This window comes from Vibrio splendidus (assembly GCF_003345295.1).
In the GTDB taxonomy this organism is placed as follows: domain Bacteria; phylum Pseudomonadota; class Gammaproteobacteria; order Enterobacterales; family Vibrionaceae; genus Vibrio; species Vibrio splendidus_K.
Genome location: NZ_CP031055.1, coordinates 1,498,715 through 1,515,965, shown reverse-complemented (window position 1 = coordinate 1,515,965; position 17,251 = coordinate 1,498,715). Strand labels below are relative to the sequence as shown.

Annotated in this window: 15 protein-coding genes and 2 pseudogenes; 11 read left to right on the top strand and 6 right to left on the bottom strand. The window is 43.0% G+C overall.

Annotated features, from left to right (window positions below):
* Window positions 1–133 precede the first annotated feature (133 nt).
* Window positions 134–1,355: pseudogene (locus DUN60_RS06870) on the top strand (hypothetical protein).
* Between the two features lie 84 nt (window positions 1,356–1,439).
* Here DUN60_RS06870 and DUN60_RS06865 read toward each other — a convergent pair.
* From DUN60_RS06865 to DUN60_RS06845, 5 genes and pseudogenes are all read right to left on the bottom strand, one after another.
* A complete protein-coding gene (locus DUN60_RS06865; RefSeq protein WP_114633573.1) occupies window positions 1,440–2,042 on the bottom strand; it encodes a DUF2971 domain-containing protein in 603 nt (200 codons plus the stop codon).
* Between the two features lie 345 nt (window positions 2,043–2,387).
* Window positions 2,388–3,275 (bottom strand): annotated as a pseudogene (locus DUN60_RS06860) (ISNCY family transposase); the annotation flags it as partial.
* A gap of 282 nt (window positions 3,276–3,557) precedes the next feature.
* Entirely contained in the window at window positions 3,558–5,282 is a 1,725-nt protein-coding gene (locus DUN60_RS06855; protein WP_114633572.1) for an ATP-binding protein, read from the bottom strand.
* Window positions 5,282–6,466 (bottom strand): FIST signal transduction protein, encoded by a 1,185-nt coding sequence (locus DUN60_RS06850; RefSeq protein WP_102557215.1) that lies wholly within the window; start codon window positions 6,464–6,466, stop codon window positions 5,282–5,284. The genes DUN60_RS06855 and DUN60_RS06850 overlap by 1 nt, the downstream gene beginning before the upstream one ends.
* 115 nt (window positions 6,467–6,581) lie before the next feature.
* Window positions 6,582–6,947: a hypothetical protein gene (locus tag DUN60_RS06845; protein ID WP_017080464.1), complete on the bottom strand. Its 366-nt coding sequence runs from the start codon at window positions 6,945–6,947 to the stop codon at window positions 6,582–6,584.
* A gap of 252 nt (window positions 6,948–7,199) precedes the next feature.
* On the opposite strand from DUN60_RS06845, the gene ccoN reads away from it, so the two are divergent.
* The 10 genes from ccoN (at window position 7,200) to uspE (ending at window position 16,201) form a co-directional block, all read left to right on the top strand.
* Window positions 7,200–8,633, top strand: coding sequence for a cytochrome-c oxidase, cbb3-type subunit I (gene ccoN / locus DUN60_RS06840; RefSeq protein ID WP_102437077.1), 1,434 nt, complete (start codon window positions 7,200–7,202; stop codon window positions 8,631–8,633).
* 11 nt (window positions 8,634–8,644) lie between these two features.
* The gene (ccoO, locus tag DUN60_RS06835) at window positions 8,645–9,265 is read left to right on the top strand and encodes a cytochrome-c oxidase, cbb3-type subunit II (RefSeq protein ID WP_004733677.1); all 621 of its coding nucleotides are present in this window, start codon (window positions 8,645–8,647) and stop codon (window positions 9,263–9,265) included.
* A gap of 9 nt (window positions 9,266–9,274) precedes the next feature.
* Entirely contained in the window at window positions 9,275–9,448 is a 174-nt protein-coding gene (locus DUN60_RS06830; RefSeq protein ID WP_004733679.1) for a CcoQ/FixQ family Cbb3-type cytochrome c oxidase assembly chaperone, read from the top strand.
* Window positions 9,448–10,422: a cytochrome-c oxidase, cbb3-type subunit III gene (ccoP, locus tag DUN60_RS06825; protein WP_004733681.1), complete on the top strand. Its 975-nt coding sequence runs from the start codon at window positions 9,448–9,450 to the stop codon at window positions 10,420–10,422. The genes DUN60_RS06830 and ccoP overlap by 1 nt, the downstream gene beginning before the upstream one ends.
* Window positions 10,423–10,530: 108 nt before the next feature.
* Window positions 10,531–11,010, top strand: a complete 480-nt coding sequence (locus tag DUN60_RS06820; RefSeq protein WP_017074288.1) for a FixH family protein — start codon at window positions 10,531–10,533, stop codon at window positions 11,008–11,010.
* 5 nt (window positions 11,011–11,015) lie between these two features.
* Window positions 11,016–13,388, top strand: a complete 2,373-nt coding sequence (locus tag DUN60_RS06815; protein WP_114633571.1) for a heavy metal translocating P-type ATPase — start codon at window positions 11,016–11,018, stop codon at window positions 13,386–13,388.
* Complete coding sequence (gene ccoS / locus DUN60_RS06810) at window positions 13,388–13,624, top strand: cbb3-type cytochrome oxidase assembly protein CcoS (protein ID WP_114633570.1); 237 nt, start codon at window positions 13,388–13,390, stop codon at window positions 13,622–13,624. The genes DUN60_RS06815 and ccoS overlap by 1 nt, the downstream gene beginning before the upstream one ends.
* Window positions 13,614–14,288 carry a sulfite exporter TauE/SafE family protein gene (locus tag DUN60_RS06805; protein WP_114633569.1) on the top strand — a complete coding sequence of 225 codons (675 nt, stop codon included), beginning with the start codon at window positions 13,614–13,616 and terminating at the stop codon, window positions 14,286–14,288. The genes ccoS and DUN60_RS06805 overlap by 11 nt, the downstream gene beginning before the upstream one ends.
* Before the next feature lie 86 nt (window positions 14,289–14,374).
* Window positions 14,375–15,121 (top strand): FNR family transcription factor, encoded by a 747-nt coding sequence (locus DUN60_RS06800; protein ID WP_004733691.1) that lies wholly within the window; start codon window positions 14,375–14,377, stop codon window positions 15,119–15,121.
* A gap of 132 nt (window positions 15,122–15,253) precedes the next feature.
* Window positions 15,254–16,201, top strand: coding sequence for a universal stress protein UspE (uspE, locus tag DUN60_RS06795; RefSeq protein ID WP_004733693.1), 948 nt, complete (start codon window positions 15,254–15,256; stop codon window positions 16,199–16,201).
* A gap of 100 nt (window positions 16,202–16,301) precedes the next feature.
* Here uspE and ttcA read toward each other — a convergent pair whose 3' ends face one another.
* On the bottom strand, window positions 16,302–17,195 hold the full coding sequence (gene ttcA / locus DUN60_RS06790) for a tRNA 2-thiocytidine(32) synthetase TtcA (RefSeq protein ID WP_054547728.1): 894 nt from the start codon (window positions 17,193–17,195) through the stop codon (window positions 16,302–16,304).
* Window positions 17,196–17,251: the final 56 nt, after the last annotated feature.

The following is a 17,251-nucleotide window of genomic DNA, read 5'->3' as shown; positions in this document are numbered from 1 at the left end:
GCACTATAACTAAATAACCTTAATTTTATTGAAACAATTACGTGAACCAATCTCTAATTTCTATTAATATTAGTTTTATTATAAAGGCAGGATATGCCGACAAAAGAGCATTTAGGGCAAAGGAAAGTCACTGTTGTTGTTAGCACATAAAAATTACCCCCCTGAAGTGATTGAGATATCTAGAAAAGTCTCTATCAATGTTGAGGCTCGCTTTAATCGGTGGCTGATCTCTCCGGAGTATAAACTCGAACAATCTACGGTAGATACATTACTGAGTTTGGAAAATAGATACTGTGATAGCGTTATTTTTGATGAATCTGACCGAATATCTCACAATCAACGTATTTTATTGCGTTGTGAACAAGATAGAGTTAACGCTCATCGTGAGAAAGTCGTCGCGAAGCAACAAACACTGCGTTACGTGGTCGATGATGTAAGTAATGCAGCCTCGGAGCTTATGCTTGAGAAGCTTCAAGGGACCTTAATAAGCACATTGTTTTCAGAGCTACCAGACTACAACCAGTTCGCTAATGTTGGCTATTCGCCATCCTTAAACTTTTCTAAGCTTCATGAAATATCAGCCAAAAGTAGTGCATTAAGTTCAAGCTTAATCGAGTTTGTTTCCAATCGTGAGTTCACTGAAAAGTATGGTAAAAAATCCAAGGTAATTCTCGATCCTAAAGTTGCAGCGCGCCAAATAGGTATCGAGAAACTGTCGTTTGTTGTTTCCATTGCTGATGAGCCAACAGCTTATTAAATGGAGTGATGGCAACATCAAGCACATCTCGCCTAAGGTTTGGCAGCATCTGGTAGTGACTTCAAATGCGACTCGAATTCGACTTCAAGAAACGTCGGTAAAAGATCCTAACGTCGGTATTCTACTGGGTGTTTTGAGAGTTCTGCCTTTATTCTTGATTTGTAACCACTTTTCTTCAACTTTTGAAGATGCATTGGTAAAAACGATGCTTGGTTATCGTGAAGCAAGTGACAAGCATGATGAATATTATGCTTGTACAGAGGTGATACCAAACACACAGTTTCTCGAAGTAATGGTAGAGAAATTGGAGCTTAAGCTACTAAAAAATATCGTTGAATTTGTAGATTGGAGCCCAAGTAATCTGTTCATTAAGAGGGCGCTTCTAGAGGAAGTGAATGATATCCCCGTGCTTGAGCGAACAGTTTATGGCGCGGCTCTCGCCCAAGGTCGAAAGTTTTCTATTTTCGAAGCGTTGGATAACAGCGAATTGTTTAACGTTAAGCATCGCCCTTATTGGTTTTCCACAGTTCAAATGTCTATAACGACAATTGAACAAATGCAGTGTAGAGTGCCTGGACAACTGACGACGAACATGTAAAGGAAAAGGGAGCTACATTAATGTGGCTCCCTTTTTGTTACGCAGTAACCTTTGGGCGGTTACTGGATCAGTTGGTGTGTTATTTTAAATGACCACTTCGAATGTAAACGACTCTTGTTTGGCTGTTGCATGTTTAACGGGAATACCAAGGCGTTGGCAAGTCATCAGAACTTTAAGCTTCCTGTCGGCAGGAGCGTGTTCAGAGAGGATCACAGAACTTAGGCATTCTCTATTAAGGTACAGCTTATTGCCGAGTATCTCCTCATTAGGTAACACCCAGCGATATTCCTTTTCGTAACGCCAATTAGAATGCTTGATCTTAAATATTTCTGCTTCCAATTCAGATGTTTGGAATTCATTCAACGATTCTAAGTGGAACATGTTTGGGTCGTCTTCATACTGGACTTCAAAGCAATTGAGCTTGGCCTCACCATTATAACAATTGAGATCATACTCGATGCACATGCCTTTAAAGTTGTCGCCATACTGAGACCATAGTATTGGGTGGTCACTCGACTGAGAAAAACACATAACCTTGAAATCGTTCTGAAGTTCTTTGTCGAGCAGATGGTTAGACTCAAATGGGTTATTAAAGGTCTTAGCGTAATCAAACCATAACGAACATTCGGCAATAGATTGTATGTTTCTGTCGTGGAGAGATCTGAACTTATAAAGTTTAGGCAACATATTAAACACCTAGTTTACAACATTGCTTGATGTTAACACTTTAATTCCTTACTCATACCCGAATGCATAGCATTTGATTGCTCAATCACCAAATTTATTGGCACAACTGTTTGATAGATCAAAATTTAAACACGAAATAGTGACCGGTTTAAGTGGTTTGTTTTGCAGTTAAGCAATAGCGAACTAAAGTAGGTTAGTTGAAAATAAGATACAACGTAACCTTTTTGTTTGGACTAAATGGCTTAGAGCCTGTATTTGAGAATCGTAAGGTTAATTTAATAAAGGAAGTGTTCTAGTTGACTCTTGAGGGTTTCTTGCACTTGAAAGTATCGTCGAGTTCTGCTTTGACTCTCGAACCGGACGATGCATGTTTTTCGGGGACTGTGCGGGCTTGGCAAAGCGATGGTTAAAATCGGTGATGAAGTAGGGAAGCCAGGCGTTGGCTTGTTCGATGGTGTCGATACCTTGTAAGCGCATCTCTTTAACCAGTCGGTCTTGCTGCGTAAGGTTGGCTCGCTCAACGCGGCCTTTGGCTTGGGAGCTGTTGGCATAGATGAGTTCTATGGCCAGTTCTTTCAACACGCGGCCGTATTGAGTTTGGCCAACTTGTTTGTGTTTCTCCTGATTCACTCGAAAAATCGAGTGCTTGCCGTGCTCATTGAGGTATTCACGCGTGGTCATCATGTGGTCAAACGCGGATTTTGTCTCGCTGAATCTTAGGTTCATCAGACGGCCAGTCGCATCATCAATGAACACCAATAGGCAGCATTTGTCACAGCGGCCTTCAAACCAGTCATGATGGGAGCCATCTATCTGAATCAATTCTCCAAGACAGTCACGTCGGTAACGAGGCTGATAGACCTGAGGTCTGCGTTGTGAATGCGGAAGCCACAGTCCGTCGGCGATCATCCATTGACGGAGTGTTTCTTTAGAGACGGATAGATTGTGTCGTTCAGTCAGTTTTTCCAGAGCGAACGTTGGTGAGAAGTCAGAGTAATGCTCACGGATAAGTTTCAGTATTTCAATTCTGAAATGTTCTGAGTAGCGTCGATTACTTGGGCGTCCACGCGCTGCGTGTGTAAGACTTTGAGCGCCAAGAGAGACCAGTTTGTTTACCAAACGTCGGATATGACGCGCAGACAGATTCAAAATGATAGCAGCGTCAACTTGGCGTAGTCGTTTTTCACGTACGTCAGTAAGCACCTTGAATCGATGAATATCTTTTTCACTCATAGTAATAAGCATCCGGATAACTCCTAAGCAGACCAATATAGGAAAGCTTAGGAGGACATTTTAAAATGGCTCAAACCGGGCATTACTAAATTGCTCTAACACAGTCACTGCGTATTATGTATATTATGTTAAATTTAGTTTGGCGTTTATAAGGCAGGTATCTTTGTGTGATGCCCTGCCTCTTGTTTATCTACCAAATTGACGTTCTATTTAACAGTAAGGCTATTTACCATAAAATACCTAATAAACATATATCCTAATCTTCGATTAAGAATACGTTTATTAGATTTCAAGCATTAATCGATCGATAGCCTCTGTGATCTCTTTGGTTCTTACTGGTTTGGTGACGAAATCATTCATGCCTACATCTAAGCAGGAATATTTATCTTCTAGTGATGTGTGTGCTGTTAGCGCGACGATTGGCGTTTTGATGTTCGCGTCTCTCATGTATTTAGTTGTCGTTAGGCCATCCATTACGGGCATCGACACATCCATCAAGATAATATCTATCGAGTCGTTTCCTCTTTCAACAAATCCAATTGCTTCTTCACCGTTACTTGCGATAAAAACTTCGTGGCCTTGTCGCGTTAGAATCAATTTAATCACCATTTGATTTGTAGGATTGTCTTCGACAACTAAAACTGAATAGCGACTTCTGAGTTCTCTTGAAGATTTGTCCTCTTCACTGTGAGCTAGATTGTTCGTGACTCTGGTAAGCACTGGTAACTGCACTTCGAATTTAGAACCTTTTCCGGGTTCACTCTCTACAGATATGCGTCCTCGCATCAGTTCTACCAGTCGCTTGGTTATCGCAAGGCCTAAACCGGTGCCACCAAATCTGCGTGTGATTGTACTATCAGCTTGCACGAATGGGCTGAATAGCGACGAAAGTTGTTGTGAGCTAATGCCAATCCCGGTGTCTTCTACTGTTATATAGAATGAGCTCTGCAGGTATTTGATAGAAACATGAACATGCCCGCGTTCAGTGAATTTTATCGCGTTACCGATCAAATTAAATAGGATTTGTGCTAAGCGACTTGGGTCGATGTAATGAAGTTCACCTTCAGGGATATCGCTAGCTACCGTTAGCGCCAACCCTTTATCGTCTGCTGTCTTCTTTTGTTCAGACAATACAAAAGTTACAGTGTCTCTTACATTGCTCCATTGAGGTGCTAGTGAGAAACATCCAGATTCAATCTTAGAAAAATCCAATACGTCACTGATAATTGCCAGTAGAAGCTCAGATGATGTGCTCATATTAAGCAGTATAGACTGTTGTTCGTCGTTCAGAGGTGTGGATTTCAGCGTGTCTATCAAGCCAATGATGGCATTTAGCGGTGTTCTTAATTCATGACTCATCATTGCGAGGAATTCAGACTTGGCCTTGTTGGCTCTTTCTGCGTCTTTTCTTGCTGTGACAAGCTCTGCTGTTCGTTCTCGAACGGTTGCTTCAAGCTTTTCTTTGTTTTCAATATCGAAAACCGCACGCTCAATCAGTGGTCTAAAGCGGTTTAGGGTTGCTTTGGTTTCAACACTAAAGTGCTTGGTATTGGAGTGGATAAAGATGATGACGGATTGTGTTAGCCCGCTATCGATACCAGTAATTAGAACAGAGTTGATTTGATCGAGGATAATAGGATGTAAGGAATTGAATTCACCTAGAGACTTGGGTTCAAAAAGGATGGCGCATTCTCCATTGATCACTCGAGATAGCTTGCCACAATCACTCCAATTCATTTGTTCGAAGACTTTGTTATTGGTTAGTAGGGTTTTGAAATTGCCTTCGTTCCCTACCCTAGATATTACGATAAAGTCATCAAACTTAATGTATTTTTTGAGCACAAATTCAAGACTATAAAATATCTCAGATATGTTACTTGCCTTACTGATCGCAGAGATGGTTGATAAGATCACCCTGTTCTCTTCAGCCAGTTTTCGCTCACGGGCTTTTAGTTTTTGCAGTTCAATACGTGCTTCTTGCAGCGCTTCTTGACCTTCAGAGCCCATTATTTTTTCAACCTATAAAACGTTGCAGACGATACCATTAAATTTCCGTGCGCACTCTCACCGCCAGATAACCTTCCTTGTTCACCAAAGGTGAATGGGCATATGTATGGGAGTCCGTTAAGTGCTTGATTTATTTGATCGCATACTTCGTCCATATCTTGCTTAAGGTTCAACATTGGACCTGCACAGAAGATGTTGATCGCACCTAGTTTCTCTTCTAAATCCATGTCGTTGTAGTAAGAAGAGTGAATAATATTAGCGGCACGGCTTATCAATTGCTGTTTAGAGCCCTGCATCAAATAAATGGTGTCGCCTTCACTGATATCTGTGAATAGCTCGATTCCATTGCACTCTGTTTCTCTGATTGAGTGGGACAATTTGAAATATGGGTAGTCGTATGAAGAGCCAACTTTTCGCCCTAGCGGATACACGGACGACTTTTCGAATATATAGCCATCATCACTACCACCTAGATGGAAATTGGTCCATTCGTTATAAACGGTGACGGCTGGTCTATGGTCAATCTCCAACAATATTCGGTTTCTTACTTTGGTCACGGTCCCAGAATAGCGAGTGGGCGTATGGCCTGCACTAAAAGACGAATAGATGGACTGAGATGCAAATACCACAGTTAAAGATACGCCATTGATAGAGAGTGACTCTTCGGTAAAGATACTCCAGTTTCCAGAAACCTGATTGTCCGCCGCGCTGCCGCCAATAACAGGTACCTCAGTACCAAACTTCTTATCGATAGCCGCCATCACCTTCTCTTCATTGCCTGGAGTGGAATGCAGTAAGATAAGATCAGGGATTTCACCTTCTCGGTTGGCGTTCTTAAGTGCTTTATCGATGGCGCTAAAGGTACTTTGGTTTATGGAGTCGCTAAAATGCTCGATACCCGTACCATAGGCGTTGATCCCAGAGTCATAGATGATGAGTACGCCTATCACTGGGCCGGAGTGGAACCCAGTTTCGGTCATAATGCCGTGACAAGTGGTGCAGCCATGTATTGGGGTGTTAGGGAGAGCATCTACGAAATATCTCTGCACAGCGAGTGTTGAGTACTCTTCTGTGCAGTAGCAAATAAGACAGGCAATATCGTCAGGGTTTTCTACTCCACTGAGCAACTCATCTACTGCGATTTTATCGTCTAGGGAATAAGAGACTTTTGATAGAAATTTCATAGATTCCGGGAAACTTTGTTAATGTCCTCTTTATAACACTTTAATGCATGGTGTTTCACTGATTTGGTACATATTTCTATCAAAAGAACCGAGGCGTGACTCAGTTTTCCCTCTATTACTCTTTAGAAAGGTTTACGGAAAACGTGCTTATCTGTTGTGGAAATGTAACTGTTATTGAGGAGGTCTTATCATTAGTTTGTAACAGCCAATTCGATGGCCCTTTTTCTTCTAGAATTCCACTCTCATTGTAGCTAATGATAAATTTGCCAGTTTTAGATGTTTCGATTGAATACCCTGATCTATCGCCCGAAATTAAAACATTATGATTATCAATACCAAATTCACACGGTTTTGAAATTATACAGCTTACTGTTTCGTGATTATCGTATGTTACTGTTCTCCAAGTAAATGCCGCTATTAAAATAACCAACATGACGATAATTTGAACAAGCCTGCCTTTTGTTAGCTTTTGTGCCGCCATTATAATCTTTACTCCTTGTTACAAAGTTCAAAGTTTTTAAATAAAAATCCAATTCCAGACCAAGCGTAAGGTTACTACTCTGTCATTGATTTGTTAATTCAAGTATAGTGTCGCGTTGAAAATGCCACTTTTTTTTAAAATCAGCAAGTGGAAATAAAGCCCTGAATAGGCTGAATTTCCTTTTCTAATTTGGGTGGCATTACGACGTGAGTCGTGTTGGAAGTAAAGTGTAGTAAATAAGAAATTGGAAGCATGCAAATGAGCCAAGAAAAGCAGCTTGAACAAAACTACAACTATACGGTCGTCCGTCAATTTACCCTCGTTACAATTTTGTGGGGTATTGTCGGTATGGGCGTTGGTGTTTTGATTGCCGCTCAATTAGTTTGGCCACAGCTAAACTTTGATACGCCGTGGCTGACGTACAGTCGTTTACGTCCCCTGCATACTAATGCGGTTATTTTTGCGTTCGGTACAAGTGCGCTGTTTGCAACATCATATTATGTTGTACAACGTACCTGTCAGACGCGTCTCTTTGGTGGCCCTCTCGTAGCCTTTACCTTTTGGGGTTGGCAAGCGATTATCCTGTCCGCTGCAATTACTTTACCGTTAGGTCTAACCTCTGGTAAAGAATACGCAGAACTTGAATGGCCAATCGATATTGCTATTACTCTTGTGTGGGTAGCTTATGCGGTCGTGTTCTTCGGAACCATGATTAAGCGTAAGACATCGCACATTTATGTAGCTAACTGGTTCTTCGGAGCCTTCATCATCACGGTTGCCGTGTTGCACATCGTTAACAGCCTAGCTGTTCCTGTATCTGCGTTTAAATCGTACTCGATTTATTCCGGAGCGATCGATGCAATGGTGCAATGGTGGTACGGACACAATGCGGTAGGCTTCCTATTGACAGCTGGTTTCCTAGGTATGATGTATTACTTCGTTCCTAAACAAGCTGGTCGCCCTGTTTACTCTTACCGTTTGTCGATTGTTCACTTCTGGGCTCTTGTGTCACTGTATATCTGGGCTGGTCCTCACCACCTACACTACACTGCACTTCCAGACTGGACTCAGTCTCTAGGTATGGTTATGTCTTTGGTTCTGTTTGCTCCATCTTGGGGTGGCATGATCAACGGTATTATGACTCTATCTGGCGCGTGGCATAAGCTTCGCTACGACCCAATCCTACGTTTCCTTATCGTTTCTCTATCATTCTACGGCATGTCGACTTTCGAAGGCCCTATGATGGCAATTAAAACGGTTAACGCACTATCTCACTACACGGACTGGACCATCGGTCACGTTCACTCTGGTGCGTTAGGTTGGGTTGCTATGGTTTCAATTGGTTCGGTTTACCACTTAGTTCCTAAACTATTTGGTCAAGAGCGTATGTACTCTGTATCTCTAATCAATGTTCACTTCTGGTTAGCAACGATTGGTACAGTTTTCTACATTGTTGCAATGTGGATCTCTGGTGTGATGCAAGGTCTGATGTGGCGTGCAGTTAACTCTGACGGTACATTGACTTACAGCTTCGTAGAGTCTGTAGAAGCTTCTTACCCGTTCTACTTTGTACGTTTCTTAGGTGGTCTTATCTTCCTATCTGGTATGTTCTTACTGGCATACAACACGTACAAAACTGTTTCTGCACCTAAAGATAGCCTTAAAGCTATCCCTCAACCGGCTTAAGGAGATTTAGAATGAGCTCAAATTCAAATAATCGCCATGAGTTGGTCGAGAAAAACGTTGGTCTACTCGCGATCTTAATTGTTATCGCAATCAGCTTTGGTGCTTTAGTAGAAATCACCCCGCTTATTTTCCAAAAGCAAACGACTGAACCTGTAGAAAACCTACGCGTTTACTCTGCTCTGGAAATGGAAGGTCGTGATATTTACATTCGTGAAGGTTGTAACGTATGTCACAGCCAAATGATTCGTCCTTTCCGCTCTGAAACTGAACGTTACGGTCACTACTCTGTAGCTGGCGAAAGTGTTTGGGAACATCCATTCCTATGGGGTTCTAAGCGTACTGGCCCAGATCTAGCGCGTGTTGGTGATCGTTACTCTGATGAGTGGCACCGTGTTCACCTTCTCGACCCTCGCGAACTTGTTCCTGAATCAAACATGCCTGGTTTCCCATGGCTTGCTGAGAATGTACTTGATGGCAAATTGACTAAGCAGAAGCTTGAAATCTTCCGTAATCAATTTGGTGTTCCTTACACAGACGAACAAATTGCTAACGCTAAACAAGATGTTGAAGGAAAAACAGAGATGGATGCAATCATCGCTTACCTTCAATCGCTTGGCCACGCAATGAAATAAGGAATAATTATGGACATTATTACATTTCAAAGTGTTTGGACTGTTACTGTTTTTGCTTGTTTCATCGGCATCGTTTGGTGGGCTTTCGGTAAAAATCGTAAGTCGCGCTTCGACGAAGATGCAAACCTAGTGTTCGCTGATGAAGCACCTGCGAAAGATAAAAATCAAGGAGTGACGAAGTAATGAGTACATTCTGGAGTATTTGGGTAACAGTCATCACAATCGGTACGTTGATTGGCTGTGCAGCCTTACTTCGTTGGTGTTCCAACGATAAAACAGGTGTAGAAGAAGGTCATGACATGGGCCATGAATACGATGGTATTCGTGAGCTTAATAACCCACTACCTAAATGGTGGACATACCTTTTCGTTAGCACAATTGTGTTTGCAGCTGTTTATCTTGCTCTATACCCGGGCCTTGGCAACTTTAAAGGTCTACTAGGTTGGACGAGTTCAAACCAAACAGTTCGTAGCGTAGAAGAGTCTCGCTCTGCAATCGCGGCAGCTCAAGCTAACAAACAGTTAGATGAGTACGCAAAAGAGCTTGATGACGCGAACACTTACTTTGGCGAAGCATTTAAGAAGCTAGCTCATGATGAGAACGGTCTTCGTTCTGTTCCTGACATTGCATCAGATGCTGACGCAATCAAAGTTGGTCAACGCTTGTTCCTGCAAAACTGTTCTCAGTGTCATGGTTCTGATGCTCGTGGTCAAAAGGGCTTCCCTAACTTGACTGACGATGCATGGCTATATGGCGGTGAACCACAAGCGATCGTTACTACCATCATGCATGGTCGTGTCGGTCAAATGCCAGCGTGGAAAGACGCACTTGGCGAAGAAGGCGTTAAAGAAGTGGTTAGCTACACTCTTAGCCTTTCTGGTCGTAGCGTGAACGTACGTGAAGCAGAAGCTGGTAAAGCACGTTTCGTAGTGTGTGCTGCGTGTCACGGTACAGATGGCAAGGGTAACCCTGCTGTTGGTGCTCCTGACCTAACAGACCGCGATTGGTTGTTTGGCGATTCTCGTGCTGATGTAACTGAAACAGTAATGAACGGTCGTTCTGGTGTAATGCCGGCTTGGAAGGACATCCTCGGTGAGGATAAGGTTCAGCTCGTCGCTGCCTACGTCTGGAGCCTCAGCAACTCAGATAAAGAGTAACATAATAATAACAGCCCCTTCTTAAGGGGCTGTCTTTCTTTTACAGTTATAACCTTAAGTGTTTGTAAAAATTAGTTTTATTTCATTGGATATATTGAGAATAATAATATGGTACAACCTTGGTATAAGCAGTTTTGGCCGTGGTTTTTGATCTTCCTAACCGTTGGCGTTTCTATGCTAACATTGGTTCGAGTCGCGATACTTACCAACCATTCAGTTAACGTTGTCACTGAAGATTACTATAAAAAAGGTAAAGGTATTAATGTCGACATTTCAAAAGTAAACGTTGCTAAAGAGCTTGGCCTATCAGCTTCAGTTAGCGAGAAAGGTAATTCAGTTATCATTACCCTAGACAAAGGCAAGCTAGACCACTTCCCTGCTATTAGTGCAATGTTCGTGCACCGAACGCTCCCTGACCGTGATTTTACTCAGCTACTGACCGCTGATGCGAGCGGGAACTACACGTTGACTCTGGACCATGAAATGCAAGGTCCATGGTTTATCGAGCTTTCTCCGCATGATTCTGAATGGTTAGTGCAAGGTCGCATGAACTTCCCAATTGATACTCCTACTCAACTAACGAACTAAAGCTTATGTGTGAATCCTGTTATCACTGCGGTGAAGATGTACCAGCGGAAACGGATTTTAAAGTGGAAATCTTAGGATCGGTTCGACCGATGTGTTGTCCAGGTTGCGAAACCGTAGCCCAGACAATCGTTGATAGCGGTTTGGTCTCTTATTACCAATATCGTACCGCTCCGGCTGAAAAAGCGGATCTAGTTCCAGAGCAACTTCTGGCACTCAGTCATTACGACAACGAAGATGTTCAATTGGAGTTCGTCCGTAACTCTGAAAATACATCTGAAGTGACATTGTCACTCGAAGGTGTCTCTTGTGCTGCTTGTGCATGGCTTATTGAAAAGCAAGTCTCTTCAAAGTTAGGGGTTGTTAGCATTCGTGTTAATACCACGACTAACCGCGCCCTGCTCAGCTGGGACAACACTCAGGCTAAACTGAGCGAGCTGTTGTCTGCAATCCATACCCTAGGCTACAAAGCCGCTCCATTCGAGGCTGATCAACAAGAAGCCGCCTATCATCGATCGATGAAGAATTATCTCTATCGTCTTGGTATTGCTGGTTTAGCGACCATGCAAGTCATGATGTTAGCTGTAGCGCTCTACCTCGAAGTATTTGGCAGCCTTGAACCTGAATTCAAAAGTTACTTCCGTTGGGTAAGTTTGATCTTCGCAACACCTGTTCTCCTATACTCTGCGTTACCTTTCTATATTAATGCGTGGCGCAGTATTAAAGGCCGAACATTGGGTATGGATGTACCCGTTTCGATCGCTCTGCTATTTGCTTACGTTGCGAGTTTAGTGGCAACAGTGACAGAGCAAGGTGAAGTGTTCTTTGAATCTATCTCGATGTTCACCTTCTTCTTGTTGCTTGGTCGTTTCCTTGAGATGCGCGCGCGTCGTAAAGCTGCAGCAGCTAGCGGTAACCTGCTTAAGCTCGTTCCTGCGATGGCGACAACGCTAGACGGTGAGCAAGTACCGGTAAAAACCTTAAAAGTTGGCGACCAGATTCGCGTTCTACCGGGTGAACATATTCCCGCAGATGGCAAAGTATTGTCTGGCAGAATTCATATCGATGAATCCATGCTGACTGGCGAATCTATCCATGTGGTCAAGAATGAAGGTGATACGGTCTTTGCTGGCACATTGAATGGTGATGAATCGTTTGAATTGGAAGTGATGACCTCTAAAGCGGATTCGGTTATTTCTAATATCGTTCGTCTTCAAGATGAAGCTCAATTGTCTAAACCCCGAATTGCTGAAATCGCCGATGTGGTGGCTCGATACTTTGTCGCGGTTATCTTAATCATTTCATTCGGGACTTGGTTCTACTGGCATCAAACACGACCAGAAGACGCTTTCTGGATCATGCTTTCAGTATTAGTGGCGACCTGCCCTTGCGCTCTGTCTCTTGCGACGCCGACCGCGATTACTTGCTCAACTTCTCGCATGGGTAACTTCGGTATCTTGCTGCGCAAAGGCCATGTGTTTGAAACCTTGTGCAAGGTAAACCACTTAATCATCGATAAAACGGGCACTCTGACTGAAGGTGATATTCGTATCAGTAAAGTCGAGACGTTTGCTGACCTTGATAAAGACACTTGTTTGCAAGCTGCAGCAAGCCTAGAGCAACACGCTAACCACCCTATCGCTAAAGCGTTCAAAACTTATATTTCTGATGATATCGAAGTGGAGTCGGTAAACAACGTGATTGGCTCGGGCATTACTGGCGAGTTGAATGGGCAAGAAGTGGCGATTGGTAGCAGCGAGTTCATTCTAGGTGAAGCTCAGCCATCTGAAAGTAACGGTATTTACTTGTCGATGTCTGGTCGTCATATTGCAACATTCACTTATGAAGATCCGATTCGCAAAGAAAGTATCGAGTTTATTAAGCAATTCAAAGAAGCGGGAATCAAAACCACGCTGCTGACTGGCGACTCTTTGATTAATGCGAAGCCTGTTGCTGCAGAGATTGGTATTACTGACATTGTTGCTAACGCGAAGCCGGAAGACAAGCTGGCTTATTTAAACTCTAGAGACGCAAGTGACATCACCATGATGGTTGGTGACGGTATCAATGACGCCCCTATTCTTGCCGGTGCTCACCTGTCTGTTGCTATGGGCGGCGGTACTGATGTGGCGAAAGCCTCTGCGGATATGGTGCTATTGGGTGATAAGCTCGATAGATTACTTAAGTCCCGTACTTTAGCGCTAAAAACGCGTAGGATAATCCGTGAAAACCTAGCTTGGTCACTAGGATATAACTTACTTATTCTTCCTTTGGCTGTCGCAGGTTTGGTTGCTCCATACATTGCCGTTGTTGGCATGTCTGCTAGCTCTATTATTGTAGTATCTAACTCGTTAAGGCTTTTAAAAGAGCAAGGTAAATAATGGAAAGTTTATACATACTCATTCCAATTGCGATCGTACTTGTGTGCATTGCTGTTGGAATCTTTCTATGGGCAGTGAAGAGCGAGCAGTTTGAAGACCTTGAACGCCAAGGCCATAACATTCTGTTTGATGAAGATACTAATGTTCATCATCATTCTGATAGTAAACCTGTCAATAATGAGAAAGCTAACGTAGAAATCCAAACTAACTTAGACAAAAAGAACGATGACGCCTGATTGGATCGGAGCCTTTGTTGTTGGGTTGATCGGCGCAGGCCATTGCATGGGAATGTGTGGTGGTATTGCGTCGCTTCTTTCGATTGGCAACAGTAAACCTTCCCCTGTCATTCCCCTGCTTTATAACTTAGGGCGCTTGCTAAGCTATGCTGTGATTGGCGGTGTGATTGGTGGTGCAATCTCTTCGATAGGTCAGCTGAGCGATTTTAATGCTCTGCTGGGCTGGCTGCGTTTGTTTGCGGCTGGTTTTATGATCGTCTTAGGTTTGTATATTGGTAAATGGTGGTTTGGCTTGTTGTTCTTTGAAAAAGTTGGACAGAAGCTATGGCGTTATATCTCACCTTTAGGCAAATCATTTCTACCATTGAAGCACCCTAGCCATGCTTTACCTTTTGGTTTTATCTGGGGTTGGCTTCCATGTGGTCTTGTTTACTCAATGCTAACGTGGGCGGCAGTGTCAGGAAGTTGGTATAACGGATCTGGTATCATGCTTGCTTTCGGTTTAGGTACTCTTCCAGCGATGCTCACGGTTGGAATGGGCGCCAATTTCCTCAAAAAACTGCAACAAGCTGACTTATTTCGCCAGTTTGGCGCAATTTTAATCCTCATTTACGGCTTCTATACCGGTTATATGGCGCTACAGCTCATTATTTATACCGTATAGTGGTGTCTTTAATCCGGTTTTTTTACTACCCTTTAGGATTAAGGAATGCTAAAATATTGACGTATATCAAATAGTGAAAGATTGTTATGATTTCTGAAAAGCCTGTGACGAAACGAGTTCAGTCTGGTGGCTGTGCGATCCACTGCCAAGATTGTAGTATTAGCCAACTCTGTATCCCATTTACTTTGAATGAATCTGAGCTAGATCAACTTGATCAGATCATTGAAAGAAAGAAACCTATTCAAAAAGGCCAAGAGCTATTTAAAGCGGGAGACGAACTTAAGTCTCTTTATGCTATTCGCTCTGGAACGATTAAAAGCTATACGATTACCGAGCAAGGTGATGAGCAGATTACTGCATTCCACTTAGCGGGCGATCTTGTTGGCTTTGACGCGATCACGGGTGACGAACACCCTAGTTTCGCTCAAGCTTTGGAAACTTCTATGGTATGTGAAATTCCATATGAGATTCTCGATGATTTATCAGGGAAAATGCCTAAATTGCGTCAGCAGATTATGCGTTTGATGAGTAATGAGATTAAAGGTGACCAGGAAATGATTCTGCTTCTTTCTAAAAAGAACGCGGAAGAGCGCCTTGCGGCATTCCTTTACAACCTTTCAACTCGCTTCTCTCAGCGTGGCTTCAGCCCTCGTGAGTTCCGCTTAACGATGACTCGTGGCGATATTGGTAACTACCTTGGTTTGACTGTTGAAACAATCAGCCGTCTGTTAGGTCGTTTCCAAAAAGCGGACATCTTGAGCGTTAAAGGTAAATACATCACTATCGAAGATCACGATGCGTTGATGGAACTTGCTGGCGTTTCAAAAGAATAGTCTAGATATCAATGATGTAGTTCAATAATGAGCTACATCATGTTTCTCTCTTAAAACCTCTTATATTTCTCTTATTCTCTCCATAACTACGCTACATTATTTATATGTTCGGTCTGAAAAGTAGGCTTAGTTATGAGTATCTATAACAAAATTTTAGTTGTCGCAGACATTAATCACGATGAGCAACCTGCTCTAGTTCGTGCTATCCAACTTGCCAAGAAAAGCACTTCAACAAGCCACATCACTTTCTTTTTGTCGATCTACGACTTCTCGTATGAAATGACATCTATGCTCTCTGTCGATGAGAGAGACGCAATGCGCAAAGGCGTAATTCATCAGCGTGAAATTTGGATGAATAAGGTTGCTGCTCCTTACCTTGATGATTCTATTGAATTTAACGTACAAGTGGTTTGGCATAATCGCCCGTATGAAGCGATCATTGCTGAGGTTTACAGTGGCGAGCATGACATTTTGATCAAAGGCACGCGTAAGCACGATACCTTAGAATCGGTCATCTTTACTCCAACCGACTGGCACCTATTAAGAAAGTGCCCTAGCCCAGTGCTGTTGGTTAAAAATGATTTCTGGCCAGAACACGCGAAGATCTACGCTTCCGTTCATGTTGGCTCTGAAACAGAAGCTCACTTAGAGCTCAATGATACGATGGTCGACAGATTACTTGAGATCACTGGTCGTTTGGATGCTGAACCGTTCTTGGTGAACGCCTACCCGGTGACACCTGCGAATATCACAATCGAATTGCCAGAGTTTGACCCAACCTCTTATACTGATGCGGTTCGTGGCCATCACTTAACCGCGATGAAAGCACTACGCCAGAAACACGGTATGTGTGAAGAGCAAACCGTGGTTGAGCAAGGCTTGCCTGAAGATGTTATTCCTCGTGTAGCGTCTGAACACAATGCGGCTATGGTTATCCTTGGTACAACTGGTCGTACTGGCTTGTCTGCCGTGTTTATCGGCAATACTGCGGAACATGTCATCGATAAGATTAACTGCGATGTACTGGCTCTTAAACCGTCAGGTTACGTTAGCCCGCTCGATCCGAACCTGTCTAAATAGTTGGTTTTTTTATAATTAAAAAACGCCTCAAGCAATGCTTGAGGCGTTTTTGTTTATCTAAAGCTTACGCGATTCCAACAACAGAATCGTTTATATCGCGTTATAGGTTAGTTACGTCGATGAACATTGACTCATCAATGTTTGAAGACGAGATTTCAGCTTCTTCGAATTCGTATGCTTTGCGATCTTCGCTACGATCCAGTGGAAGGTTAATGAAATCAAACAACTCACGGTCAGCCAATTGGCTTGGGCTCACGTTCTGAATTGACTTGAAGACCTTCTCAACACGGCCTGGAGTCTGTTTATCCCAATCAATTAGCATCGCTTTGATGTTTTGACGTTGCAGGTTTTCTTGAGAACCACACAGGTTACACGGAATGATCGGAAACTCTTTATGCTCTGCGTATTTGATTAGGTCCGTTTCGCGACAGTAAGTCAGAGGACGGATTACAACGTTACGACCATCGTCAGAGCGAAGCTTAGGTGGCATAGCCTTAAGGCGAGCACCGTGGAACATGTTCAGGAACATAGTCTCAACAATGTCGTCTAGGTGGTGACCTAGAGCAATCTTCGTTGCGCCAATCTTCTCTGCAAACGAGTACAAAGTACCGCGACGCAGACGTGAACAAAGGCCACAAGTTGTCTTACCTTCTGGCACTTTTTCTTTTACCACTGAGTACGTATCTTTATCTACAATGTAGTAAGGAATGTTCAGAGTTTCAAAGTACTCAGGAAGAATATGCTCAGGGAACCCCGGTTGTTTTTGGTCTAGGTTTACGGCAACAACATCAAATTTGATGGGTGCTGCTTCACGCAAACGTAGCAAAATGTCTAGCATCGCAAATGAATCTTTACCGCCACTAATACACGCCATTACTACGTCATTCTCTTCGATCATGTTGTAGTCGACGATGGCATTCCCAACATTTCTTCTTAGAAGTTTCTGAAGCTTGTTGAATTCAAGTGTATCTTTTTTATTTTCGTTTTGGTTCATTGCGACTCTCACACCGTCGTATTACCGACTGTAGATTGCTAGTGGGACTGTTTTAG

What these genes read in the sequence shown, in the direction of transcription:
- DUN60_RS06830 (WP_004733679.1), top strand. Translation starts at nt 9,275, where the DNA reads ATGGACATTATTACATTTCAAAGTGTTTGGACTGTTACTGTTTTTGCT.
- DUN60_RS06855 (WP_114633572.1), bottom strand. Translation starts at nt 5,282, where the DNA reads ATGGGCTCTGAAGGTCAAGAAGCGCTGCAAGAAGCACGTATTGAACTG.
- DUN60_RS06865 (WP_114633573.1), bottom strand. Translation starts at nt 2,042, where the DNA reads ATGTTGCCTAAACTTTATAAGTTCAGATCTCTCCACGACAGAAACATA.
- DUN60_RS06845 (WP_017080464.1), bottom strand. Translation starts at nt 6,947, where the DNA reads ATGGCGGCACAAAAGCTAACAAAAGGCAGGCTTGTTCAAATTATCGTC.
- uspE (WP_004733693.1), top strand. Translation starts at nt 15,254, where the DNA reads ATGAGTATCTATAACAAAATTTTAGTTGTCGCAGACATTAATCACGAT.
- DUN60_RS06800 (WP_004733691.1), top strand. Translation starts at nt 14,375, where the DNA reads ATGATTTCTGAAAAGCCTGTGACGAAACGAGTTCAGTCTGGTGGCTGT.
- ccoS (WP_114633570.1), top strand. Translation starts at nt 13,388, where the DNA reads ATGGAAAGTTTATACATACTCATTCCAATTGCGATCGTACTTGTGTGC.
- ccoO (WP_004733677.1), top strand. Translation starts at nt 8,645, where the DNA reads ATGAGCTCAAATTCAAATAATCGCCATGAGTTGGTCGAGAAAAACGTT.
- DUN60_RS06820 (WP_017074288.1), top strand. Translation starts at nt 10,531, where the DNA reads ATGGTACAACCTTGGTATAAGCAGTTTTGGCCGTGGTTTTTGATCTTC.
- ccoP (WP_004733681.1), top strand. Translation starts at nt 9,448, where the DNA reads ATGAGTACATTCTGGAGTATTTGGGTAACAGTCATCACAATCGGTACG.
- DUN60_RS06850 (WP_102557215.1), bottom strand. Translation starts at nt 6,466, where the DNA reads ATGAAATTTCTATCAAAAGTCTCTTATTCCCTAGACGATAAAATCGCA.
- ccoN (WP_102437077.1), top strand. Translation starts at nt 7,200, where the DNA reads ATGCAAATGAGCCAAGAAAAGCAGCTTGAACAAAACTACAACTATACG.
- DUN60_RS06805 (WP_114633569.1), top strand. Translation starts at nt 13,614, where the DNA reads ATGACGCCTGATTGGATCGGAGCCTTTGTTGTTGGGTTGATCGGCGCA.
- DUN60_RS06815 (WP_114633571.1), top strand. Translation starts at nt 11,016, where the DNA reads ATGTGTGAATCCTGTTATCACTGCGGTGAAGATGTACCAGCGGAAACG.
- ttcA (WP_054547728.1), bottom strand. Translation starts at nt 17,195, where the DNA reads ATGAACCAAAACGAAAATAAAAAAGATACACTTGAATTCAACAAGCTT.